Genomic DNA, 22328 nt, shown 5'->3' on the forward strand with positions numbered 1-22328 from the left:
GCTCAACGCCATGTGGTTTGAGTTGATGGACGATGAAGCCACCCGCAAAAAAATGCTGGAAAAGCCTGCGGAATAAGCAGCTTTCCAGCATGACGGGCGCCAGTCGCTGAACTGCCGTGCCCCTAAGAAACCCGCAGCTGCATATGGCTGCGGGTTTTTTTGCGCGCACATGCACGTTAGGATGAACTTGCGCGCTGGGCAGCCAGCCCGGTGATTGCCGAGAAAGGAGAGCCATGACTGACCGTGATTTGCGCCCCCCACAGCAACGAGCCCGTGAGGACAAAGCGGGCAACATCGACACCACCAAGTGGTTGCTGATCGTTCTGGGAATTGCCGCTCTGGCGTATGGCGGCTGGTGGGCCAGAGAACACTGGGCGGCCCTAAACCGCTCGCAACCGTCGGCAGCGCCTACACCGCTGGCAACACCTGCCGCACCTGCTGCCTCCGTGGCGCCCCCAGCCCCCTCCCTTGCCACCGCAGAATCTGCACACATACCAGCCACGCCCGCCCAGCCTTTGCACCCCTTGGCGCCTGCTGCACAGGCGCTGACGGCAAATGATGCCCCATCGCTGGACCGCATGGCGCGGGAGTGGCTGGGAGCGCGTGCATTGCAATTTTTGGTGATGCCGGGCTTGGCACACCACGTGGTAGCGACCATCGATAACCTGCCACGGGGCCATGCCGCGCCGCGCTTGTGGCCGCTTTCGCCCGTGGGCGGCAAGCTGCAAACGCAGCCCAGCGCACAGGGCCTGCAGATTGCAGCAGCCAACAGCGCCCGCTATGACGCGGTAGTGGCATTTGTGACCAGCCTCGAGCCTGCCACCGTGGTGCAGTGGTACCGGCAGGCCTATCCGGTGTTGCAGCAGACCTATGAGGAGCTGGGCTACTCCGGCCAGTACTTCAATGACCGTCTGGTTGCGGTGATTGACCATTTGCTGCAAACACCCCAGCCGCAAGAGCCATTGGACATACGGCTGGTGCAGGTGCAAGGTCAGGTAGCGCCGCAGCAACCTTGGCTGCGCTACGAGTTTGCCGATCCAGATTGGCAAGCACGTTCTGCCGGACAAAAGATTTTGCTGCGCTTAGGTAGCGCACACCGCGCGGCGATGATGGCGTATTTGCAGGCGCTGCGTGCCCAGATCGCCCCATGAAAAAAGCCTGCGTGAACGCAGGCTTGGAGTGAGTGGGCAAAGATGGGCAGCGCGATTGACCATCAACCTTCGCTGCTGTCTTTGGCCGAGGGCTTGCTCTTGTCTTTGTCGCCGCCGCCCAGCAGGCGGTCTTTAAAGTCCAGCACCTTGGTCACTGCAGCGCCCATGCCCATGAGTTGCATGGCGGTCTCAGGCTTGAGGCGCTGCACGTCGTCAAACCATGTCATGAGCTTTTCAATCAGCTCGTACATATCCTGCATGCGCTGCTGGGCGTAACGCTCATCGTCCGAAGATGCATCTTCCAGCAATGCAGAGCGCAGCATGGACTGCGTAGGCTCGATCTCCCGGCGACGGCGCTCTTCTGCCAAGCGACGGAAGATTTCCCACACGTCTTGCGGGGCCTCAAAGTACTCACGCCGATCCCCCGCGTGGTGGCGCAAATTGACCAAGCGCCACGACTGCAATTCCTTCAAACCCATGCTGACGTTGGAGCGTGAGAACTCCAGCGTCTCCGCAATCTCTTCTGCATTGAGGCCGCGTGGCGACAAATACAGCAGTGCGTAGATTTGACCTACGGTGCGGTTGATGCCCCAACGGCTACCCATCTCGCCAAAGTGCGAGACAAATTGCCGATTCAGTGGAGGAAGTGGGGTGTTTTTTGTCATAGCCACATTGTGCCTAGGAATGCAGGTAATTCAGCAATTGCGGAATTTACCGATGCACACCGGCATGAGCGTTTTCGTGCCAGTGTGCATCTGCATCCGAATCTGCGGTTCGCGTTTAGCGGTGCAATTCGCCCGCGCTTTCAGGCTGGTAAGTGATGGCGTCCACTTTCACAGTGACAGCCTTGCCTGTAGGGCTGGGCAACTCAAAAACGTCGCCTACGCGCAGACCCAGCAATGCCGTGCCCACGGGCGCAAAAACGGAAACCTTGTCAGGGCTGCCATCAGCTTCTTTGGGGTAGACCAAAGTCAGCGTCTGATCCTTGCCGCTTTCCAGCAACGTAAAACGGACAGTGGAATTCATCGTGACCACATTGGCGGGCATCTCCTGGGGATCCAGCACATCGGCACGATCCAATTCCGCTTCCAGTGCTGCAAAGCCGGGGAAGTTGGCGGGGAGCTTTTCCATCAGGGCTTCAAGGCGGTCCATATCCAAAGAGGACAGGGTGATGGCAGGTTTTTTGTGTTCCATGTGGTGCTTCCTAGCGGATGTGGTGAACAAACCGTGTCTTAAAGCGCAGATGCCTACACGGAGAAAAGCCCGGGCAACGAGTGCTGTCCGGGCCTCAAAAGAACTGCACAACTTTGGTGCAAGCCCTATTGTGCTTGCTTGCCAGATAAAAGCAAGCATTCCGCACGCGATGGGTGCGGAACTTGCACGCTGTTACCCCGCTTTGACTGCATCTGCCAGTTCTTGGGCGTAGCGGCTGGCCAAGGCAGCATCCTGGGCTTCCACCATCACGCGCAGCAACGGCTCGGTGCCGCTGGCACGAATCAGCACGCGGCCTGTTTGCCCTAATGCTGCTTCGACTTTCGCCTGGGTTTGTGCCAGCAAGGTATTGCGCTTCCAATCCTGTCCGGGTACCAAACGCACATTGATGAGGGTCTGGGGGAAAAGGGTGAGCTTTGAGAGTTGCTGTGCCAAGGTGCACTGGCTGCGTACACAGCTTTGCAGCACTTGCAAGGCACTGACCAGGCCGTCGCCGGTGGAATGTTTGTCCAGCGCCAGCAAGTGGCCGGAGCCTTCTCCGCCAATTTGCCAGCCCTTTTCATGGAGCACTTCCAAAACATAGCGGTCACCCACCTTGGCGCGGATGAACTCCACGCCTTGCTGCTGCAGGGCAACTTCGACAGCCATATTGGTCATCAAGGTACCTACCGCTCCGGGTACGTTTTCGCCGCGTTGCAGGCGCTCTTTCACCATCAAGTACATCAGCTCATCACCGTTGTAAATGCGGCCTGCAGCGTCCACCATGAGCAAGCGGTCAGCATCACCATCTAAGGCAACACCGTAGTGTGCACGGTTGGCGCGCACGGCTAGCGCCAGGGCTTCAGGGTGGGTGGCACCAACGCCGTCATTGATGTTCAAGCCATCCGGCTCGCAGCCAATCGCAATGACTTCGGCCCCCAGTTCATGGAAGACTTTTGGGGCAATGTGGTAAGCCGCGCCATGTGCTGCATCGACCACAATGCGCAGGTCGTGCAAAGACAGATTGCTATCAAAAGTGCTTTTGCAAAACTCGATGTAGCGACCTGCTGCATCGTCTAAGCGGCGGGTTTTTCCCAGTGCTGCGGAATCAACCCACTGTGGGGCTTGTTCCAAAGCAGCTTCCACGGCTTCTTCCCACGCATCATCCAGCTTGGTGCCTTGGGCGCTGAAGAACTTGATGCCGTTGTCATAAAAGGGGTTGTGGCTGGCGCTGATCACCACGCCCAAGCTGGCGCGCTGGGTACGCGTCAGGTAGGCCACGCCGGGAGTTGGCAGAGGGCCTAGCAAAATGACGTCCACACCTGCAGCATTGAATCCTGCCTCCATGGCAGCTTCCAACATGTAACCAGAAATACGGGTGTCCTTGCCAATGACGACAGTTGGGCGTGCTTGATTTTTTTTGAGCACTCGGCCAACGGCGTGTGCCAAGCGCAGCGCAAAGTCAGGGTTGATGACCGATTGACCGACTCTGCCGCGAATGCCGTCTGTGCCGAAATAGGTGCGCGCCATGGTTAGTTCTCTTGGGGTGAATTGGTGGTTGTCTGCTCGTGCATGGCCTGCCAGATCGATAACGCTGCCTTGGTGTCTGCCACGTCGTGCACACGCACAACGCGTGCGCCTCGTTCCACCGCCAGCAGAGCGGCAGCCACACTGGGCACCATACGCTCGTTGACTGGCAGACCACTGGCTTGACCTAGCGATCCTTTGCGTGACCAGCCAGCCAGCAACGGAAAGTCTAGTTCCAGCAGCTCGGCTTGGCGTGCAAGTAACGCAAAATTTTGTGCCACGCTTTTGCCAAAGCCAATGCCGTAATCCCAAACAATGCGGTTTCGGGCAACCCCACGCTGCATCAGCGCTTGGCTTTCTTGCAATAGAAAGTCGCGCACTTGTGGAACGGCATCCCCATGCATATGGCTCAGGTGCATGTTTTGTGGGGTTTGGTGCATGTGCATGATGCATACACCGCAGCTGGGGTGTGCGGCGACAAGCTGCTGTACGCCGGGCTGGCGAAGCCCCCAGACATCATTGATGATGTCCGCGCCCAAGTCCAAGGCGGCTTGCATGACCTCGGGCTTGTAGGTGTCTACGGAAATGGCGACGCCGAATTTCACTGCTTCCTGCACTACGGGGAGGACGCGTTGCAGCTCTTCGTCCAGCGGTACTGCAGGGGAGCCGGGGCGCGTTGACTCGCCACCAATATCCAAAATATCAGCACCTTCTTTCACCAGTTTTTCTGCATGGTGCAGGGCCTGCAGTCCTTGGTGCTTGCCCCCGTCAGAAAAAGAGTCCGGTGTGTTGTTGACAATGCCCATGACCAAGGGGCGTTGGAGGTCTAAAAGAAATCGGGAGGTTTGCCAGTGCGACATAGGATGCTCCAAAAAGCGTGGCAGCCATGAAAAAACGGGGCGCTTGGCCCCGTTGTTTGAGTGTGTAAATTTTACGCAGCGGTGGGCGAAGGATCGGTATCCACTGCCGGGGTACCACCGCCGGAAGAATTGCCATCGTCGCTGGACTTGGTGGTACGCGGGACCCAATCCTTGGGTGGGCGAGGCTCTTTGCCTGCAAAGATGTCGTCCAGTTGTTCCATGTCGATGGTTTCCCACTCGAGCATGGCCTTGGCCATGGCGTGCATCTTGTCTTGGTTGTCTTCAATCAGCTTGCGTGCCAGTGCATATTGCTCGTCGATGATGCGACGTACTTCGGTATCCACTGCCTGCATCGTGGCTTCCGACAGATTGGCACCCTTGCTGAAAGTGCGGCCCAAGAACTGCTCACCATCTTGCTCGGAATACACCATGGTGCCCAGGGCGTCGCTCATGCCATACCGTGTGACCATGTCACGAGCGATTTGCGTTGCGCGCTCAAAGTCGTTCGAAGCACCGGTGGTCATCTGGTTCATGAACACTTCTTCAGCGATGCGACCACCAAACAGCATGGCGATTTGGTTGAGCATGTACTCCTTGTCGTAGGAGTAACGATCCTTCTCCGGCAAGCTCATGGTCACGCCCAGCGCACGGCCACGTGGGATGATGGTGACTTTGTGCACCGGATCGCACTTGGGCAGCAGGCGGCCAATCAGGGCGTGGCCGGCTTCGTGGTAGGCCGTATTACGGCGCTCTTCCTCGGGCATGACCATGGTCTTGCGCTCGGGGCCCATGATGATCTTGTCCTTGGCTTTTTCGAAGTCCTGCATCTCCACGGTGCGAGCGTTGCGGCGCGCAGCCATCAAAGCAGCTTCGTTGCACAGGTTGGCCAAATCCGCACCAGACATGCCTGGTGTGCCGCGGGCAATGATGGATGGGTTGACGTCTTGGCCCACGGGGATTTTGCGCATGTGCACATTCAGGATTTGCTCACGGCCACGGATATCGGGCAGCGTCACATACACCTGACGGTCAAAGCGGCCGGGGCGCAGCAGGGCTGCGTCCAGAATGTCGGGACGGTTGGTAGCAGCCACGACGATCACGCCGAGGTTGGTTTCAAAACCATCCATCTCAACCAGCATCTGGTTCAGCGTTTGCTCGCGCTCGTCATTGCCACCACCCATGCCGGCACCGCGCTGGCGGCCCACGGCATCGATTTCGTCGATGAAGATGATGCAGGGGGCATTCTTCTTGGCGTTTTCGAACATGTCACGCACGCGGGCTGCGCCTACGCCGACAAACATTTCTACGAAGTCGGAGCCAGAAATCGAGAAGAAAGGCACCTTGGCCTCGCCCGCGATGGACTTGGCGAGTAGAGTCTTGCCGGTGCCGGGGGGGCCTACCAGCAGCAGACCACGGGGAATGCGGCCACCCAGTTTTTGGAACTTGTTGGGGTCTTTCAGGAAGTCCACCACCTCTTTGACTTCTTCCTTGGCCTCGTCGCAACCAGCCACGTCCGCAAAAGTCACCGAGTTGTTGTTCTCGTCCAGCATGCGGGCCTTGCTTTTGCCAAAGCTGAAAGCGCCGCCCTTGCCGCCACCTTGCATTTGGCGCATGAAGTAGATCCACACACCAATCAGCAGCAGCATGGGGCCCCAGCTGACCAGCAGGCTCATGAGCAGCGAGCCTTCTTCGCGTGGTTTGACATCAAATTTGACGTCGTTAGCGATCAAGTCGCCAACCAAGCCACGGTCTAGGTAGGTGGCAGTGGTGCGTACGCGGCGATCATCGGTGGTGATCGCAACGATTTCGGTGCCGCCTTGGCCTTCCTGAATGGTTGCACTTTTGATGCGGTTGTTACGCACCTCGGTCAGGAATTCCGAATAGCCGATTTGGCCTGCACCAGAACTGCCACGGGTATCAAATTGCTTAAATACCGTAAACAGCACCATGGCAATGACCAGCCAGACGGCAATTTTTGAAAACCACTGATTGTTCAAGCGGGGCTCCAAAGGAAAAAAGGAGAAAACATGCGCATGGGAAAGCTGATTCCCATATGCGGCTCATTTTAGGTGTTTCAAGCGAGCGCGCTAAACCTTTATTCCTGTCAAGGCAATGGGGTTCAGGGGTTTTTGGCGTTTTCGCTCACGCAACCTGTGGGTGCCCCGTTTATTTCAGACCGATACCAATCAAAAAAGTCTCCGAAGATTTATCGCGTGATGACTTGGGTTTGAGGGGTTTCACCAGTTTGAAGTGGTTGCGAAACAGTTTGACCAAATCGTCATAGCCTGGGCCGTGAAAAACCTTGGCCACCAGTGCACCCTCAGGGCGCAAATGGTGGGTGGCGAAATCCACGGCCAGCTCAATCAAATGCTCTACACGCGCTCCATCGGTGGTGCTGTTTCCTGAGAGGTTGGGAGCCATGTCGGAGACCACTAGGTCTACAGGACGGCCTTGTACAAGCTCTTCCAGTTGTGCGAGTACTGACTCCTCGCGGAAGTCCCCTTGGATGTAATGCACGCCTTCAATGTGCTCCATGGGCAGCAAGTCGAGAGAGATGATGGTGCCGTTGATTTCTCCCACAGAATTTCCTGTGGGCGACAGGCGGCGGCGTAAGTACTGGCTCCACGCGCCGGGTGCACAGCCCAAGTCAACGACTACGTGGCCGGGTTTGATGAGCTTGAAGGTTTCATCAATTTCCTTGAGTTTGTAGGCGGCGCGCGCACGGTAACCGTCCTTTTGTGCGGCTTGCACATAAGGGTCGTTCAGGTGCGCATTGAGCCAATTCTTGTTGAGCTTCTTGCTTTTAGGTTTGGTATTCATCGCAAATTTCTTCCAGCCTCGATAATACGGGCATGCCCCAAATTGATTTAACTCCCGCAGAGCGCCGGGAACACCGCGCTGATGCCCACCATCTTGACCCTGTGGTCATGATTGGTGGTGACGGTTTGACACCCGCCGTTCAAAAGGAAATTGACGCTGCCTTGAATGCTCATGGCCTGATCAAGATCCGTGTGTTTGGCGACGACCGCGCCGCACGTGAGCAGATTTATCTGCAACTGTGTGACGAACTCAACGCTGCCCCTATCCAACACATCGGCAAGCTGCTGGTGCTGTGGCGCCCGATCCCTGAAAAGGAAAAGGCGTTTGACGAAGAGCGCAAAGCCGGCCCTCGCGATATCAAGCTGCTGAAGTTTGGCCGTGCCGGCAGCAAGCCTGAAGTCAAGCAAATCCGTGTGCTGGGCAATCAACGCCTGACCCAAGGTGGCTTGATCAAGCGCGCCAAGAAAACCGGCCCTAAGTCGATCAAAAAAGGCCACTAAGCCCTTGGCTTGCTTTGTCTGTCTTGCTGCATGACCACTACAACTTCCACGACGCCTGAACGCCACATCCTTTGCATGAAGTGGGGAACCAAGTACGGGCCAGAATATGTCAACCGCCTGTATGCCATGGTTCGACGCCATCTCAGCGGTGATTTTCGCTTTGTCTGCCTGACCGACAACGCTGAAGGGATACGTTCTGAGGTGCAGTGCTTGCCCATTCCCTCGTTGGACTTGCCCGCAGGCATTCCTGAGCGTGGGTGGACCAAGCTCACGACGTTTACCAAAGACCTGTACGGACTGAAGGGTACTGCCCTGTTTTTGGATGTGGATGTGGTCATCACGGGTTCGTTGGATGACTTTTTCACCTATCCCGGTGAGTTCCTCATCATTCACGACCACAAGCGCCCCTGGCGTATCACGGGTAACTCTTCCGCGTATCGCTTTGAGCTGGGTGCACATGCGGATGTGCTGGAGTACTTCCGTGGTCACTTTGAAGAAATCCGCAAGCAATTTCGCAATGAGCAGGCTTACCTGTCGGATGTGATTCACAAGCAAGGCAAGCTCAAATACTGGCCGGCTGAATGGTGCCCTAGCTTCAAGTACCACTGCATCCCGACATGGCCGACCAATTTCTGGAAGCCTACTTTCGTTCCCGATAACGCCCGCATTGTGATCTTCCACGGTGAATGCAATCCGCCGGATGCGTTGGCGGGGCGTCGCAATCGCCGTTTCCGCTATATCAAGCCTGCTACCTGGGTGGCGCAACACTGGCGCGAATAATTTTTTAATCGGTGGTGCAAGCCCCTCTTGGCCGTGGCCTGAGGGGCTTTTTTGTCCATTCACCTTCGTTTTGTTATGACATCTTCAGAACAGCCGCGTAACCCTTTGCACGGATTAACGCTTGAGCGCATGCTCACAGACTTGGTTGACTACTATGGCTGGGGGGAGTTGGGCGAGCGCATTCCGGTACGCTGCTTCAACCTTGATCCGAGCATGGCTTCCAGCTTGCGGTTTTTGCGCAAAACGCCTTGGGCGCGAGAGAAGGTGGAGCAGCTGTACCTCTACACCCTGCGTCAGCACCAGCGTGGGCAGCGCTAAGAAACGCTGACCGCGAGAACCCTGACACTGCTTCATGGCTGCGCTTGGCATTCCAGCCAGCAGCCCTGAAGCCTTGCAGCCAAGAGGCGTAGGGCGCTCTATACAGCCTAGGTAAATGGGTCCATCAAGAAGTGGTTGGATGAAGGCGGGCGCTTCTTCCTGCTGCCTCAATTGGTGTTTGTGAAACCCGGGTTTTTACTTGCTTTGTGGGCCCATGCACCGAAGAATTGCGCGCTTTCCCTATTTTTGTGTTTCATGCCTGATGCCAACTTATTCACAGCCAGCCAATACGCAGCGATCTGCGACAGCTTGCCCGATCCTGCTTTTATCCTGACGGAGTCTGGGCGTTACGCGGCTATTTTGGGTGGCAAGGACAAGCGCTACTACCACGACGGCAGCAGCCTGATTGGTCAGCGCATTGCGCAAGTGCTGGCGCCCGCAAAAGCGCAGTGGTTTTTACAGCAAATTCACGCGGCGCTCTCCAGCCAGCAAATGCTGGTGGTGGAGTACGAGTTGAGTGCCCGCGATGTCTTGGGGTTGCCCGATGAGGGGCCTGAGCATGCCATTTGGTTTGAAGGGCGCATCAGTGCGCTGGCGCATCTGTATGACGGTGAAAAAGCCGTGCTTTGGGTGGCCAGCAACATCACTGCCAGCAAACAGTTGCAGCAGTTGCTGCAGCGCCAGGCCATGGGCGATGAACTGACGGGCTTGCACAATCGCCGCAGTTTCATGCAGGCCATGTCACAGGCCTATGCCGCATTCCAGCGCGATGGCACATCGGCATGCTTGGTGAGTTTTGATGTGGATGGCTTCAAAGCCATCAACGATGGTTTGGGGCACCCCATGGGCGATCAGGCCTTGCGTGATTTGGCACATGCGGCGCAGCAGGTCGCGTGCGCACAAGATCTGGTGTGCCGCCTAGGAGGCGATGAATTTGTCATTCTGAGCTTGGGCCGGAGCATGGCCAACACCATGCTGTTTGCCCAGCAATTGCTGCACCGCGGCCGCCAAGCGCTGGCGCCGTATGCCACTGCCGGCTCGGTGCCAACGCTCAGTATCGGGATTGCCCACTTCAGCGAGCATGACACCAGCGTTGAAGACATCATGCGCCGGGTGGATCAAGCGATGTACATCTCCAAAACGCAAGGCGGGCACCAGGTGAGCACGGCCGAGCGCCGGGTCGCATAAAACAAATCGCGTGAGGCGCGGATTGCGATGTTGCGCATGCAGCGCCATGGGCGCTGCGCGGGTTGCGGCTTCGTTTATGCCGCCAGTTGCTGCGCATGGTGGCGCAGGTGGTCGTCGATAAAGCTCTGGATGAAGTAGTAGCCGTGGTCGTAGCCCGCTTGGCGGCGCAAGGTCAGTGGCTGGCCCACTTTTTCGCAGGCTGCTTCCAGCGCTTCGGGCAGTAATTGCTTTTCATGCAAAAACTTGTCGGCCAAGCCTTGGTCGATCAAGATGCCCGCGGGGTAAGGGGCTTTGCCCTGTTTTTCCATCAGCAAGGTTGCATCGTGCTGTGCCCAGACGGCACGGTTGTCGCCCAGATAGCCGGTGAAGGCTTTTTCGCCCCATGCGCAGTTGCTGGGGTTGGCGATGGGCGCAAAGGCCGAGACGCTTTTGAACTTGCCAGGGTGGCGCAGCGCCAGCGTGAGTGCGCCGTGGCCGCCCATGCTGTGGCCAAAGATACCCAGGCGCTGCATGTCCAGTGGCAGGTAGCGGCCCAGCATGGGCAGCAGCTCGTCGATGATGTAGCTTTCCATGCGCCAGTGGCGCTCCCAGGGCGATTGCTGGGCATTCAGGTAAAAGCCGGCGCCCACGCCAAAGTCCCAGCTGTCTGCTTCACCGGCCACTTTGGCGCCGCGTGGGCTGGTGTCGCAGGTGATGAGGGCCAGGCCCAGCTCGGCGGCCATGCGCTGGGCACCGGCCTTGACCATGAAGGTTTCTTCGGTGCAGGTCAGCCCTGCCAAGAACAGCAGGGCGGGCACCTTCTCGCCCATGATGGCCTGGGGCGGCAGGTAGACGGAGAACTTCATGGCCAGACCAATCTCGCGCGAGTCGTGCTGGTAGTAGCGCTGGGCACCACCAAAGCAGGCGTGGGCATTGACCAGTTCAAAAGGGGTAGACATGGAGGACTCCTAGAAAAATAGCTGCTAGCGCTTGATTTAGTTGATCTTCAAATGCTTTTGTCGATGAAGTTCAATAAATACGTGCGCTAGCTGCTCTTGTTTTTATGGGGTGGGCTGAATACCGTCAGTGTAGAGCGTACGGCGCAGATCAAAGGTTGTGGGTGTTTGGCTTGCTGCGCAGTCCTACCCGGGGTGGGCCGCATAGCCGGGAGGATGGACGCTTTGGGTTGCCGGAGTTTTGCGCATGAAAGTGGTTCACCAGTTGTTTGTCTGCCTGCACGCCGTGATGGCGCTGCTGTTTGCCCTGGTCTCTTTGGGTTTGCTGGGGGTGGCGGCCAGCAAAGGCTGGAGCTTGTGGGCACTTGGCTGGGGTGAAGACGCCACGCTGCATTGGGTGGAAGTGATGGGCGTGCTGGCTGCGGCAGTCGTGGCGCTGCAAATCAGCCAGACCGTGGTGGAAGAAGAGGTGGTGCGCGATGCCAGTATTGCCGGCCCTACGCGCGTGCGCCGGTTTTTGTCGCGCTTTTTGGTGGTTGTGGTGGTGGCGCTGGCGATTGAGGCGTTGATTGCCACCTTCAAAGGGCAGGAGACACCGCAGCACCTGCTGTATCCCGCTGCGCTGATGGCGGGTGTGGGCCTCATGCTGCTGGGCTGGGGCGTGTTTGTGCACCTGAACCGTTCTGCCGAAGAACTGGAGCCCGAGGCGATGGAGGCGGCCAAAAGCGAAGATGGCGAGGTCAGTCAAGACCGCTGAGGGCAAGCGTGTGGTCACGCCTTCAAAAAAGCCTCGCACAATCTGCGAGGCTTTTTGATGTGCGGGTGCTGGCTGCGTGGCGGTTGCCAAGCCTGTACCGCAGTTAGGGCTGCTTGCCGTTATTGGCCGCCGCAGCAGCGGCACGCAGCTTGTCTTTTTTGCTCATGCGCTTGCCCTTGATGCCGCCGTTGTTGCCGTCTTCGTGCGGTGCGCGCTCTGGGGCTTGCTCGGTCACGGAGTAGGCGGGCAGGGTTTCCAGCGGCAAGTCCAGGTGGTTGCGCTTGGCAATCAGCTGCCAGTGTGCCATGGCCTCTGGCGTGACAAAGCTGATGGCCGTGCCCGACAGGCCTGCGCGGCCCGTGCGGCCCACGCGGTGCGTGTAATCGTCGGGGGAGCGCGGCAGGTCGTAGTTGATGACCACGGGCAGCGCTTCAATGTGAATGCCGCGTGCGGCCAAATCGGTGGTCACCAGCACCTGCCAGCGGTTGGCTTTGAACTCGCGCAGCACGGTCTCGCGCGCGCCCTGGCTCAGCTCGCCATGAAAGGCCGTCGCGTAAATGCCTTTGGCGTACAGCTTGTTGGCAACGTGCTCGGCGCTGTAGCGGCTGGCCACAAACACCAGCACGCGCTGGCCGGGGTGTTGCTCCACCAGCTCACGCAGCAAGGCGCTGCGGCGTGCGGCATCCACATGAATGGCCCGCTGCGCAATCGTGGCGTCTTGCTGGTGCGTGTTCTCCACGCTAATGCTGTGGTGGTTGTCACGCAGCAGTTGGTTGACCAAACTTTCTACCGCAGGGCCGAAGGTGGCAGACAGCAGCAGCGTCTGGCGCTGGCCTTTGGCGGGCAGTAGGGCCAGCACTTGTTCCAGTTCTTCGGCAAAGCCCAAATCCAGCAAGCGGTCGGCTTCGTCCATCACCAAGGTTTGCAGGGTGTGGAACTTGAGCTGGCTGTGCGCCACCACGTCCAGCAAGCGGCCGGGGGTGGCAATCACCATGTCTACACCGCCGCGCAGGGCCATCAGCTGGGGGTTGATGGAGACACCGCCCGTCAGCACTGCCACCTTGGGGCGGTTGCCCAGTGCTTCGCCCAGGTGGTAGATCAGCTCGGCCACCTGCGCAGCCAGCTCGCGCGTGGGCACCAAGATCAGCGCTTGCGTGGCCCGAGGGCCTTGGCGTTGGGCTGCATCGCTCAGCATCCACGCTTGCAACAGCGGCAGCACATAAGCCGCTGTTTTGCCCGAGCCCGTGGGCGCACAGGCGCGCAAATCCTGGCCCTGCACAATCGCGGGAATGGCTTGGGACTGAACGGCTGTGGGCGCAATCAGGCCTTGGGAGGCAGCGGCGTGGGCCAGCGAAGGAGCAAGGCCAAGGGCGGTAAAGGGCATAGGCGAGCCAAATCAAACAAAGGCGCTGATTGTCGCGCCTTGCGCGCTGTTGTGTGCGCCAAGGACTTTGCTGCCGCTGCCGCTTTCGGCAATTTGGGCGGAACCTTTGGGGCGCAAGGCGTTCAGACCGCTGAGCGCGCAGCCTGCAATCTGGTCTCGGTTGCGCCTAACGATAGAGATGGAACCCCGTGGAATGAATGTTGTGGTGAAAACAATCGCAGTCCTTGGGCTGGCTTTTTCGGTCGCCCAGGCACAGGCAGAGTTCGTGAGTATTGCAGGCAACAAGGTGAATGTGCGACAGACGCCCTCGACCAAAGCGGAGCTGGCATGGGAGCTGACCAAAGGCTACCCGATGCAAGTCACGCAGAAAAAAGGCAATTGGCTCAAGGTGAAAGACTTTGAGGGAGAGCTGGGCTGGGTGTATCAGCCGCTGACCAGCAAGCGCGCGCACCACATCGTGAAGGCCAAAACAGCGAATGTGCGCTCAGGCCCCGGCACGCAGCACAAGAAAGTGGCCACGATTCACAAGTACGATTTGTTCCAAACCCTGGACAAGCAAAACGGCTGGGTCAAAGGCAAGACCAGCGAAGGTCAGGTGGGCTGGATTTCCAAAAAGCTGCTCTGGGGCTGGTAAAGCGCCTGGGCCACCAGCCATAAAAAAAGCGCTCCTTGAGAGCGCTTTTTGCTTGGGGCAAAGCGGCGGCTTCGTGCTTAGTACTTGACCACCGAGCGGATGGACTTGCCCTCGTGCATCAGGTCAAACGCTTCGTTGATCTGCTCCAGCGGCATGGTGTGGGTCACAAAGGGCTCGAGCTGGATCTTGCCGGCCATGGCGTCTTCCACCATGCCGGGCAGCTCGCTGCGGCCCTTGACGCCGCCAAACGCGGTGCCCATCCACTTGCGGCCGGTGACCAGTTGGAAGGGGCGGGTGGAGATCTCTTGGCCGGCGCCAGCGACGCCAATGATCACGCTCTGGCCCCAGCCACGGTGCGCGCATTCCAGCGCGGCACGCATGACCTGGGTGTTGCCGATGCACTCGAAGCTGTGGTCCACGCCCCAGCCGGTCATCTCTACGATGACTTGCTGGATGGGCTGGTCGAAGTCCTTGGGGTTGATGCAGTCGGTGGCGCCAAAGGTTTTGGCCAAGTCGAACTTGGCTGGATTGGTGTCAACGGCAATGATGCGGCCCGCCTTGGCTTGCTTGGCACCTTGAATCACGGCCAGGCCGATGCCGCCCAGGCCGAACACGGCCACGGTGTCGCCTTCCTGCACCTTGGCGGTGTTCTTCACGGCGCCCAGGCCGGTGGTCACGCCGCAGCCCAGCAGGCACACCTGCTCGGGGTTGGCATCGGGGTTGATTTTGGCCAGTGAGACCTCGGCCACCACGGTGTACTCGCTGAACGTGGAGCAGCCCATGTAGTGGTAGATGGGCTGGCCGTTGTAGCTAAAGCGTGTGGTGCCATCGGGCATCACGCCCTTGCCCTGGGTGGCGCGCACGGCGGTACACAGATTGGTCTTGCCGCTCTTGCAAAACAGGCATTCGCCGCATTCGGCGGTGTACAGCGGAATGACGTGGTCACCGGGCTTGACGCTGGTCACGCCTTCGCCCACTTCCACCACGATGCCTGCACCTTCGTGGCCCAGCACCACGGGGAACAGGCCTTCGGGGTCTTCACCGCTGAGCGTGAACGCATCGGTGTGGCACACGCCGGTGTCGGTGATCTTGATCAGTACTTCACCCTTCTTGGGAGGGGCGACATCGATTTCCACGATTTGCAGGGGTTCTCCGGCCTTAAAGGCCACGGCGGCGCGGGATTTCATGGTCAAGTCTTTCTTTGGAAGGGGACAACACATGGTGGCGCACTGTGCGGCCACCCTGGGCGAAAAGTATGAATGTAGGCGATCACGGCCAACCCTAAAGCCCTATGACCGCATGCGGCAGGGCTTTGGCCGAATATGAGGGGTGTTGGCATATTCGGTCATGCGCCGTATGCAAAGCTGGCGCGCCAGTCAACAAGTACCAAATTGGCCTTGCGCGCTTATTCTGTCTGCGCTAGCAGCTCTGTTTTTTGATAGTTATGGCCCACCACCACTCCGGCGCGCACCGCGTCGATATCGTCGTCTACCCCGGCTTCAAGGCGCTGGAGGCCATTGGCCCGATGTCGGTCTTTGAGTATGCGAATGTGCATCTGCGCCAAAAAGGGCTGCCCGATGGCTATGCCCTGCGCGTGGTGGCAGCCGCCCGGGGTGTGGTGCGCTCCGATACCTTGATGGCGCTGGAGGCCACGCACACCCTGGCCGATGTAGAGCAGGACACGGGCTGCACCGTGCTGCTGGTGGGCGCGCGCCACATTGCCACGGTGCTGCAGGCCAGCGCGCCGCTGGTGGACTGGGTGGGACGTGTGGCGCCCCAGGTGGCGCGCACGATTGCCTTGTGCAGCGGCAGCTTCTTCCTGGCCGAGGCCGGGTTGCTCAACGGCCGCCGCGCAGCCACGCACTGGAGCGTGGCGCAGGAGCTGCAGCGCCGCCACCCCGAGGTGCGGGTGGATGCCGATGCCATTTATGTGCGCGAAGGGCCGTACTGGACCTCCGCCGGGGTGACGGCGGGCATTGATTTGGCACTGGCCGTGGTGGAGCAGGATTTTGGCCACGCGCTGGCGCTGGAGGTGGCGCGCGATCTGGTCATGTACCTCAAGCGCCCGGGTGGGCAGTCGCAGTTCAGCGTGCAACTGGCCAGTCAGGCCGTGCAACACAGCGGCGTGCGGCTGGTGCAGCAATGGGTGCTGGCGCACCTGGATCAGCCCATGCCGCAGGCGCTGCTGGCCGAAAAAGCCGCCATGAGCGAGCGCCACTTTCGCCGTGTGTTCCAGCAAGAAGCGGGCTGCAGCCCGAGTGCATTTGTGGAAAGCGCCCGTCTGGAAGGCGCCAAACAGTTGCTGGAAACGCGCGGTGATCTGCCCTTGAAAACGGTGGCGGCCAAGGTGGGACTGGGGTCGGAGCAGGCGCTGCGCCACCTGTTTCAAAAGCGGCTGGGGATTACGCCTGTGGCCTACCGGGAGCGTTTTGGCGATTAAGCGCGGGCCGCGCCCCCCTTGATGCGTCGTTGTTTTGTTTGGTGGTGTGTCCGCACTGCTGCCAGCGGCTTCGCATGTGGTCTTCACTGCCCATCGAAAATTGGCTGGGCGTTGTGGCCGCTGCGTGTGACCGGCGCTCAGCGCAGCGTTCACTGAACGGCGTTGTTCCACTGCGCCAGCAGGCTGGCAAATTCATCGGCTGGTGAATGCGGCGGCTGCGCCATGGCCGCATTGTCGGGATTGGCGTCTGGAGCGCCGGGCAAGACGGTATGAGGCGGCGTGCTCAAGGCCGCTGCCGCAGCAGGTGGTGTGGGGCTGTCCAGCAACTGCAGCAGATTGAGCTGGGGATTGACCAGCCACAGGCACATCACATAAGTGGCGGTGGCAATGGCGGGGTCGCCCCGCTCCAGCCGCGCCATGGTGGGCTGGGAGATGCCCAGTTGCTGCGCCCATTGCGCCTGTGTTTCGCCACGGGCTTTACGCGCCGCCACGATGCGCTGGGCCATGTGTTCGATCTGCGAGAGGATGAAAGGCGGAAAGTCTGCGGGGCAGGTGTTCTGGCGGGGCATGGCACGGATGGTAGTGCCGTTCGTCGGTATCTTGTGGAAGTCTATGAATATTTTTGTAAGCCAACACGTCTGCCGCAGCGTACGGTGTGCGGCCAAAGCACACGGCAGTCGCTTTCAAAAAAGAAGCTGCTAGCGCTGGTATTGATTTGGTTTCGATGCGTTTTATGTGTGAAATCAAGGTGGCACATGCGCAAGCAGCTATTTTTTTTGTGAGAGTGATGGGCTACAGCAACCATTCCATAGGCAGCCAGCCCAATAAACGCAGCATCCAGCGCTGGTACCAACGGGTGTTGGGTTCGGTGTCGTAGACGGGCGGTGGGTTGCCCACGCCACTGTGCCAGCGCAAGCGCCCGTCTTCCCCCAGTGTGACTTGGTAAGCGCGCAGGGGCACGGTGTTGTCGAAGGTGCGGTGAATGCCTTGCGCCAGCGTGGGGCTGTCGATTAGCAGACCCATCTCGGTGTTCAGATGCATGGAGCGTGGGTCAAAGTTGAACGAACCCACAAAAGCGCGCTGCCCATCGACGGCAAAGGTTTTGGAGTGCAGGCTGCTGCCAGAGCTGCCCAGATTGGCGAGGTTGAGTTTCAGGCGCTCTTCCTCGCTGGAATATTGAGGCACTTGCCCCAGCATTTCATACAGTTCCACGCCCGCTTCCAGCAGCGGCTTGCGGTATTTGGCGTAGCCCGAATGCACGATGGTGACATCGGTGGCTTGTAGTGAATTGGTCAAAATGCGCACCTGCAGGCCTTGGGCCCGCAGCTGGGCAAAGGCTTCGACACCCTCTTGGGTTGGCACAAAGTAGGGCGAGACCAAATCCAGCCTTTGCTGGATGGGGCCGGTGGCGCGCAGCAACTGTTGCACGATCAAGGCTTGGGGCTGGGCCTGAGCCTGAATTTTTTCGGGCGGGTCGCTCACCAGCGTGGCCGTGGCCCACTCCATATTCAGCCGTGCGTCGACCAGATTTTGAACAAAGGGCGTGGCTTCCAACGCTTGCCGGTATTCCTGCGCAGCGGGCGATTGCGCCAGCGCGTTGCCCTGGGCGCGCAGTGCATCCACGGTGAGTGGGGTGGGCTGGGCAATTTGCTCGGCAGGGTAGGCGGCAACGTTGTTCCAGTAACGGTCAAACGCTTGCTCAATGTCTTGCACCACAGGGCCGATGACCAGTACATCCAAATCGGCAAACAGCACGCCGTCGGTGGCGCCAAAATATTCGTTGCCCACATTGCGCCCGCCCACAATGCTGGCCTGCCCGTCGGCCGAGAACGATTTGTTGTGCATGCGCCGGTTGTTGCGGCTGAACTCCGTCACGTAGCCTAGCTTTTTGAACAGGCCACGCAGTACAAAGGGGTTGAAGATGCGCACCTCCGCATTCGGGTGCTGGTGCAGTGCTAGCAGCGCATCGTCCAGCCCGGAGGTGCCGCCGTCGTCCAGCAGCAGGCGCACGCGCACCCCGCGGTCGGCGGCCATCAGCAACTCATGCAGCAGCAAGTTGCCCGTTTTGTCATTGCGCCAGATGTAGTACTGCACATCCAGCGTGCGCTCGGCCGCCCGCGCCAGCAAACCGCGTGCCGCAAAGGCTTCTCGCGGGTCTTCCAGCGCATAAAAACCGGAAGACGCAGGGTCAGCCTGCGCCTGCGCGCGCAATTGCTGGTGGGCCTGGCCCAAAGTGGTTTGCTCAGACACTTGCGGCGTGATGGCTTGCCGGTTGGCATCGGGGTGCGCAACCGGTGGGAGGCCGCATGCGCTCAGTAGCAAAGACATGGCAGCTCCCAGCAGGGCATGGCGGTAGCGTGGCAGGCACAACAATGGTTGCATGGCGTAGAGCTGGCGTTGTAAAGCGCGTTATCAAGATGGGCGGGATGGCTGCTTGCCTTGGCCGAGCTGGGCAGCGGCAGGCAGCGGTGGCCGCATCAGTCGCCCATCACCACGCCTTCACGGCGGGGGTCAGCGCCGCCAAACCAGAAGGTTTTGCCGTGGGCCGCGCCCCGGGTGATGGCTTGCAGGCCACTGGTCAGCTCTTGCTCTTTCACTTCGGCGCCGCGGGTTTTTAAGGCCTCTACGGTGGTGGCGGGAAAGCGCTGGGCTTCCAGCAGGCTGGGGCCATTCAAGCTGCTGAAATTGGGCAGATTGATGGCCTGCTGCGGCGTCAGCCCCCAGCCCAGCACGCCTTGCAGGGTTTTGGCGGTGTAGTGAATGATTTGTGCGCCGCCGGGGCTGCCAGCACTCATCACCAACTGGCCGGTGGCTTTGTCAAACACCAGCGTGGGGGCCATGGACGAGCGCGGGCGCTTGCCGGGTTGCACGCGGTTGGCAATTGGCTGGCCGTCTGCGGCCTTGGGGGCCATGCTGAAGTCGGTCAGCTCGTTATTGAGCAAAAAGCCTTTGACCATCTGGCGGCTGCCAAACTGGTCTTCGATGGTGGTGGTCATGGCCAGAGCGTTGCCGTGGGCATCAACGATGCTGATGTGGCTGGTGCCGTATTCGATCTGCTCTGGCATGGGCGCGTGGCTGACTTTGTAGGTCGCAGGGTTGCCTGCTTGTGCCACCTTCATGCTTTGCTGACCAATCAGCTGGGCGCGCGACTGCAGGTAGCGGTTGTCCAGCAGGTTCAGCCAGTTGCCGCCGGGCGCTTGCACAAAGTCGGGGTCTGCCACGTACAGCGCACGGTCGGCAAAGGCCAAACGCGAGGCTTCGGTGTAGAAATGCAGCCAGTCGGCGGTGGGCAGGCCATCGCTGCCCAGCGCCATGGTGGCTGCGGGGGTATGCCCCAAGATGCCCAGAATTTGTCCGATGGCAATCGCCCCGGAGCTGGGGGGCGGAAAGCCGCAAATTTGATAGCTGCGCACAGGCATGCCTTGGGCGTTGGCAGGTAAATTCCAGTCATGGCACAGCGCAGCACGCTTTTGGGGCTGGTAGCGCACCAAGTCTTGCGCAGACAGCACGCCCGGGTTGGTGGGGTGGCTGCGCACCTTGTCCACAATGGCCTGGGCCACGGGGCCTTCGTGCAGGGCTTTGCTGCCATCTTTGGCAATGGCACGCAGCACCTGGGCGTATTCGGGGTTCTTTAGCACGGTGCCCACGGGCAGCGGTTTGCCATCAGCACCGAAGAAATAGGCACGCGCCACCGGGTCTGCGGACAAGAACTTTTCATTGCTCAGCAAAGTGTGCAGGCGCGGGCTGACTTTGAAGCCTTTCTCGGCCAGCTGAATCGCTGGCTCCAGCAAGCTGGCCCAAGGCAGTTTGCCGTGCTCTTGGTGGGCCAGCTCCAGCATGCGCACCGCGCCGGGTGTGCCCACGGAGCGCCCGCCCACTACCGCCTCGTGGAAGGCCATGGGTTTGCCATCGGCTTTTAAAAACAGGTTCTCGGTGGCGGCAGCGGGGGCGGTTTCGCGCCCGTCATAGGCTTCAACCTTGCTACCGGCTGCGTGCAGCAAGAAGGCGCCACCGCCAATGCCGCTGGACTGCGGCTCAACCAGCCCCAGCACCATCTGCACGGCAATCGCGGCATCAATGGCAGTGCCACCGGCTTTGAGCACCTGGTAGCCCGCATCGGTGGCCAAGGGGTTGGCGGCGGCCACGGCAAACTTTTCGGTGGCCCAGCCCGGTTTTTTGGTGTAGCCAGAGCTGCCCTCTGGTTGTGCAGGGATTTGGTAGGCAAGCGTTGGTGCGCCGTCTTTACTGGGTGCAGTAGTGCACGCGGCCAGCAAGGCTGCAGATACGACAACGCCCAGCACAGAGGCTGGGCGCAGAGATGGGTGGGGGCGGGCGAACGCAGTGGGTTGCATGGGGCAGGCTCCTTGGGTCGTAATGCGCCCAAGTGTGCCCCAAAGCGCAGCCCGCCTGCGTAGGCAGTTTCAAGCAGTTCAGTGAATGAACTTGATGAAAGCCTGGATCAAGAAGGCGTTGACGATGTCAATAAAGAACGCGCCGACCAAGGGCACGATCAGGAATGCCTTGTGCGAAGGCCCGTACTGGTTGGTGATGGCTTGCATGTTGGCCACGGCCGTCGGGGTGGCACCCATGCCAAAGCCACAGTGGCCAGCAGCCAGCACGGCGGCGTCGTAGTTTTTGCCCATGATGCGGAAGGTCACAAACGTGGCGTACAGCGCCATGACCACGGTTTGCACGGCCAGAATCACCATCAGCGGGGCGGCCAGATCGGTCAGTTCCCACAGCTTCAGCGACAGCAGTGCAATTGCCAGGTAGATGGAAAGCGCTGCATTACCGAACACGTCGATGGCGCGGTCAAACACCTTGAAGCCAAAGATGTAATCCAGCACGTTGCGAATCACCACACCACCGCCCAGTGCCCAGACAAAGGTGGGCAGCTGGATCACGGTGTCTTTGGTGATGCCAGTCATGAACTCGGCAAACGCCAAGCAGCCCGCGAACAGTGCCAGCGTCTCAATGGCCGCATCAGCGGTAATCAGGCGCGGGGTTTTGTTGGGCGACTCGAAGTTGGCAACGTCGCTGTATTCAGAGACGGCGGGGCCGCCTTCAGTCAGTTGGTCGGCTTCGCTGCGTGCTTTGGCCAGCTTGTGCTTGGTGACCAGGCGTTTGGCCAAAGGGCCGCCCAAGATGCCGCCAATCACCAGCCCAAAGGTGGCGCAGGCCATACCCAGGGTGGTGGCGCCGGTCAGGCCGTACTGGTTTTCCATGACCGAACCCCAGGCACCTGCGGTGCCGTGGCCACCGATCAGGGTGATAGAGCCAGCGATCAGGCCAATCATAGGGTCCAGCCCCAGCAAAGTAGCCAGGCTGATGCCCACGGTGTTTTGCACCAAGATGAACACGGCAATCACCAGCAAGAACACGATCAAGCCGCTGCCGCCTTGGCGGAGCTTGGCGAAGTTGGCGCTCAAACCAATCGAGGAGAAAAACACCAGCATGAAGGCCGACTGCAAGCTGGACTCAAACTTGAACGACCAGCCCATGGTCAGGTGCAAGGCGTAGATCAGTGCGGCCACCACCAAGCCCCCGGCAACAGGCTCAGGAATGTTGTAGTTGCGCAGGAAGCGAATGCGGTTGACCAGGAGCTTGCCCAGCAGCAGTACCAAGACCGCCAAGATGAGCGTGTAGTACGCACTGAAAGTAACTTGCATGAAAGCTCTCTTTCATAAAAAGCAGCGAACCGACTATCGATGCACAGGCAGTTGCCGGTACATGGACAAGGGCGCTTACGGTTGAAGGTGAAAGACTGATCTGTTCAGATATGAGGAAAGTAAATCCTTGAAGCTATTGAATAAATAGCTTTTGGCGCATGTTGGATTAGCGCT

Annotated in this window: 22 protein-coding genes; 8 read left to right on the forward strand and 14 right to left on the reverse strand. The window is 59.5% G+C overall.

Annotation, left to right across the window (positions count from 1 at the left end; all coding sequences use genetic code 11):
- The coding region (locus QEP12_RS15885; RefSeq protein ID WP_284214846.1) for a hypothetical protein at positions 1-235 on the reverse strand (235 nt) is incomplete at its 3' end.
- On the opposite strand from QEP12_RS15885, the gene QEP12_RS15890 reads away from it, so the two are divergent.
- The gene (locus tag QEP12_RS15890; protein WP_284214847.1) at positions 234-1151 is read left to right on the forward strand and encodes a DUF3014 domain-containing protein; all 918 of its coding nucleotides are present in this window, start codon (positions 234-236) and stop codon (positions 1149-1151) included. The genes QEP12_RS15885 and QEP12_RS15890 overlap by 2 nt on opposite strands.
- A 62-nt stretch (positions 1152-1213) precedes the next feature.
- Here the strand turns inward: QEP12_RS15890 and QEP12_RS15895 are convergent, their stop codons facing one another.
- From QEP12_RS15895 to QEP12_RS15920, 6 genes are all read right to left on the reverse strand, one after another.
- Positions 1214-1816: a GbsR/MarR family transcriptional regulator gene (locus tag QEP12_RS15895; RefSeq protein ID WP_284214848.1), complete on the reverse strand. Its 603-nt coding sequence runs from the start codon at positions 1814-1816 to the stop codon at positions 1214-1216.
- 115 nt (positions 1817-1931) lie between these two features.
- Positions 1932-2345 carry a nucleoside diphosphate kinase regulator gene (rnk, locus tag QEP12_RS15900; RefSeq protein ID WP_219164129.1) on the reverse strand — a complete coding sequence of 138 codons (414 nt, stop codon included), beginning with the start codon at positions 2343-2345 and terminating at the stop codon, positions 1932-1934.
- Between the two features lie 192 nt (positions 2346-2537).
- Positions 2538-3872, reverse strand: a complete 1335-nt coding sequence (glmM, locus tag QEP12_RS15905) for a phosphoglucosamine mutase (protein WP_284214849.1) — start codon at positions 3870-3872, stop codon at positions 2538-2540.
- A 2-nt stretch (positions 3873-3874) separates the two neighbouring features.
- Positions 3875-4729: a dihydropteroate synthase gene (gene folP / locus QEP12_RS15910; RefSeq protein ID WP_284214865.1), complete on the reverse strand. Its 855-nt coding sequence runs from the start codon at positions 4727-4729 to the stop codon at positions 3875-3877.
- 71 nt (positions 4730-4800) lie between these two features.
- Positions 4801-6726 carry an ATP-dependent zinc metalloprotease FtsH gene (gene ftsH, locus QEP12_RS15915; protein WP_219164132.1) on the reverse strand — a complete coding sequence of 642 codons (1926 nt, stop codon included), beginning with the start codon at positions 6724-6726 and terminating at the stop codon, positions 4801-4803.
- 169 nt (positions 6727-6895) lie between these two features.
- Complete coding sequence (locus QEP12_RS15920; protein WP_284214868.1) at positions 6896-7549, reverse strand: RlmE family RNA methyltransferase; 654 nt, start codon at positions 7547-7549, stop codon at positions 6896-6898.
- A 32-nt stretch (positions 7550-7581) separates the two neighbouring features.
- Between QEP12_RS15920 and QEP12_RS15925 the strand changes: the two genes are divergently transcribed.
- From QEP12_RS15925 to QEP12_RS15940, 4 genes are all read left to right on the forward strand, one after another.
- Positions 7582-8049, forward strand: coding sequence for a YhbY family RNA-binding protein (locus QEP12_RS15925; RefSeq protein ID WP_219164134.1), 468 nt, complete (start codon positions 7582-7584; stop codon positions 8047-8049).
- A gap of 30 nt (positions 8050-8079) precedes the next feature.
- On the forward strand, positions 8080-8829 hold the full coding sequence (locus QEP12_RS15930; RefSeq protein ID WP_284214870.1) for a glycosyltransferase: 750 nt from the start codon (positions 8080-8082) through the stop codon (positions 8827-8829).
- A 75-nt stretch (positions 8830-8904) separates the two neighbouring features.
- Entirely contained in the window at positions 8905-9147 is a 243-nt protein-coding gene (locus tag QEP12_RS15935) for a VF530 family protein (protein ID WP_219164136.1), read from the forward strand.
- Positions 9148-9402: 255 nt separating this feature from the next.
- Positions 9403-10335, forward strand: a complete 933-nt coding sequence (locus QEP12_RS15940) for a GGDEF domain-containing protein (RefSeq protein ID WP_284214872.1) — start codon at positions 9403-9405, stop codon at positions 10333-10335.
- Between the two features lie 74 nt (positions 10336-10409).
- Here QEP12_RS15940 and fghA read toward each other — a convergent pair whose 3' ends face one another.
- Positions 10410-11273, reverse strand: a complete 864-nt coding sequence (gene fghA, locus QEP12_RS15945) for an S-formylglutathione hydrolase (RefSeq protein WP_174862638.1) — start codon at positions 11271-11273, stop codon at positions 10410-10412.
- A 244-nt stretch (positions 11274-11517) separates the two neighbouring features.
- Here fghA and QEP12_RS15950 point away from each other — a divergent pair, with 244 nt between their 5' ends.
- Positions 11518-12027 (forward strand): hypothetical protein, encoded by a 510-nt coding sequence (locus tag QEP12_RS15950; RefSeq protein ID WP_284214878.1) that lies wholly within the window; start codon positions 11518-11520, stop codon positions 12025-12027.
- Between the two features lie 103 nt (positions 12028-12130).
- Here the strand turns inward: QEP12_RS15950 and QEP12_RS15955 are convergent, their stop codons facing one another.
- Positions 12131-13411 carry a DEAD/DEAH box helicase gene (locus QEP12_RS15955; protein WP_284214879.1) on the reverse strand — a complete coding sequence of 427 codons (1281 nt, stop codon included), beginning with the start codon at positions 13409-13411 and terminating at the stop codon, positions 12131-12133.
- Between the two features lie 205 nt (positions 13412-13616).
- Here QEP12_RS15955 and QEP12_RS15960 point away from each other — a divergent pair, with 205 nt between their 5' ends.
- Positions 13617-14045 carry an SH3 domain-containing protein gene (locus QEP12_RS15960; RefSeq protein WP_284214880.1) on the forward strand — a complete coding sequence of 143 codons (429 nt, stop codon included), beginning with the start codon at positions 13617-13619 and terminating at the stop codon, positions 14043-14045.
- A gap of 77 nt (positions 14046-14122) precedes the next feature.
- On the opposite strand, the gene QEP12_RS15965 is transcribed toward QEP12_RS15960, so the two are convergent.
- Entirely contained in the window at positions 14123-15232 is a 1110-nt protein-coding gene (locus QEP12_RS15965) for an S-(hydroxymethyl)glutathione dehydrogenase/class III alcohol dehydrogenase (protein ID WP_284214881.1), read from the reverse strand.
- 257 nt (positions 15233-15489) lie between these two features.
- On the opposite strand from QEP12_RS15965, the gene QEP12_RS15970 reads away from it, so the two are divergent.
- Complete coding sequence (locus QEP12_RS15970; protein WP_284214882.1) at positions 15490-16485, forward strand: GlxA family transcriptional regulator; 996 nt, start codon at positions 15490-15492, stop codon at positions 16483-16485.
- Between the two features lie 149 nt (positions 16486-16634).
- On the opposite strand, the gene QEP12_RS15975 is transcribed toward QEP12_RS15970, so the two are convergent.
- From QEP12_RS15975 to gltS, 4 genes are all read right to left on the reverse strand, one after another.
- The gene (locus QEP12_RS15975) at positions 16635-17054 is read right to left on the reverse strand and encodes a helix-turn-helix domain-containing protein (RefSeq protein WP_284214883.1); all 420 of its coding nucleotides are present in this window, start codon (positions 17052-17054) and stop codon (positions 16635-16637) included.
- Between the two features lie 223 nt (positions 17055-17277).
- On the reverse strand, positions 17278-18813 hold the full coding sequence (locus tag QEP12_RS15980) for a phospholipase D family protein (RefSeq protein ID WP_284214884.1): 1536 nt from the start codon (positions 18811-18813) through the stop codon (positions 17278-17280).
- 149 nt (positions 18814-18962) lie between these two features.
- Positions 18963-20837 (reverse strand): gamma-glutamyltransferase family protein, encoded by a 1875-nt coding sequence (locus QEP12_RS15985; RefSeq protein ID WP_284214885.1) that lies wholly within the window; start codon positions 20835-20837, stop codon positions 18963-18965.
- Positions 20838-20915: 78 nt separating this feature from the next.
- On the reverse strand, positions 20916-22154 hold the full coding sequence (gene gltS / locus QEP12_RS15990; protein ID WP_219164145.1) for a sodium/glutamate symporter: 1239 nt from the start codon (positions 22152-22154) through the stop codon (positions 20916-20918).
- Positions 22155-22328 lie beyond the last annotated feature (174 nt).

This window comes from Comamonas jiangduensis, from assembly GCF_030162955.1.
GTDB lineage: Bacteria > Pseudomonadota > Gammaproteobacteria > Burkholderiales > Burkholderiaceae_C > Comamonas > Comamonas jiangduensis.

Excerpts from the sequence above, each read along its gene's own strand:
- folP (WP_284214865.1), bottom strand. The coding sequence starts at position 4,729 with ATGTCGCACTGGCAAACCTCCCGATTTCTTTTAGACCTCCAACGCCCC.
- QEP12_RS15925 (WP_219164134.1), top strand. The coding sequence starts at position 7,582 with ATGCCCCAAATTGATTTAACTCCCGCAGAGCGCCGGGAACACCGCGCT.
- fghA (WP_174862638.1), bottom strand. The coding sequence starts at position 11,273 with ATGTCTACCCCTTTTGAACTGGTCAATGCCCACGCCTGCTTTGGTGGT.
- rnk (WP_219164129.1), bottom strand. The coding sequence starts at position 2,345 with ATGGAACACAAAAAACCTGCCATCACCCTGTCCTCTTTGGATATGGAC.
- QEP12_RS15890 (WP_284214847.1), top strand. The coding sequence starts at position 234 with ATGACTGACCGTGATTTGCGCCCCCCACAGCAACGAGCCCGTGAGGAC.
- QEP12_RS15930 (WP_284214870.1), top strand. The coding sequence starts at position 8,080 with ATGACCACTACAACTTCCACGACGCCTGAACGCCACATCCTTTGCATG.
- QEP12_RS15935 (WP_219164136.1), top strand. The coding sequence starts at position 8,905 with ATGACATCTTCAGAACAGCCGCGTAACCCTTTGCACGGATTAACGCTT.
- QEP12_RS15975 (WP_284214883.1), bottom strand. The coding sequence starts at position 17,054 with ATGCCCCGCCAGAACACCTGCCCCGCAGACTTTCCGCCTTTCATCCTC.
- QEP12_RS15920 (WP_284214868.1), bottom strand. The coding sequence starts at position 7,549 with ATGAATACCAAACCTAAAAGCAAGAAGCTCAACAAGAATTGGCTCAAT.
- gltS (WP_219164145.1), bottom strand. The coding sequence starts at position 22,154 with ATGCAAGTTACTTTCAGTGCGTACTACACGCTCATCTTGGCGGTCTTG.
- QEP12_RS15965 (WP_284214881.1), bottom strand. The coding sequence starts at position 15,232 with ATGAAATCCCGCGCCGCCGTGGCCTTTAAGGCCGGAGAACCCCTGCAA.
- QEP12_RS15950 (WP_284214878.1), top strand. The coding sequence starts at position 11,518 with ATGAAAGTGGTTCACCAGTTGTTTGTCTGCCTGCACGCCGTGATGGCG.
- QEP12_RS15940 (WP_284214872.1), top strand. The coding sequence starts at position 9,403 with ATGCCTGATGCCAACTTATTCACAGCCAGCCAATACGCAGCGATCTGC.
- QEP12_RS15980 (WP_284214884.1), bottom strand. The coding sequence starts at position 18,813 with ATGTCTTTGCTACTGAGCGCATGCGGCCTCCCACCGGTTGCGCACCCC.
- QEP12_RS15955 (WP_284214879.1), bottom strand. The coding sequence starts at position 13,411 with ATGCCCTTTACCGCCCTTGGCCTTGCTCCTTCGCTGGCCCACGCCGCT.
- QEP12_RS15970 (WP_284214882.1), top strand. The coding sequence starts at position 15,490 with ATGGCCCACCACCACTCCGGCGCGCACCGCGTCGATATCGTCGTCTAC.
- QEP12_RS15985 (WP_284214885.1), bottom strand. The coding sequence starts at position 20,837 with ATGCAACCCACTGCGTTCGCCCGCCCCCACCCATCTCTGCGCCCAGCC.
- QEP12_RS15895 (WP_284214848.1), bottom strand. The coding sequence starts at position 1,816 with ATGACAAAAAACACCCCACTTCCTCCACTGAATCGGCAATTTGTCTCG.
- glmM (WP_284214849.1), bottom strand. The coding sequence starts at position 3,872 with ATGGCGCGCACCTATTTCGGCACAGACGGCATTCGCGGCAGAGTCGGT.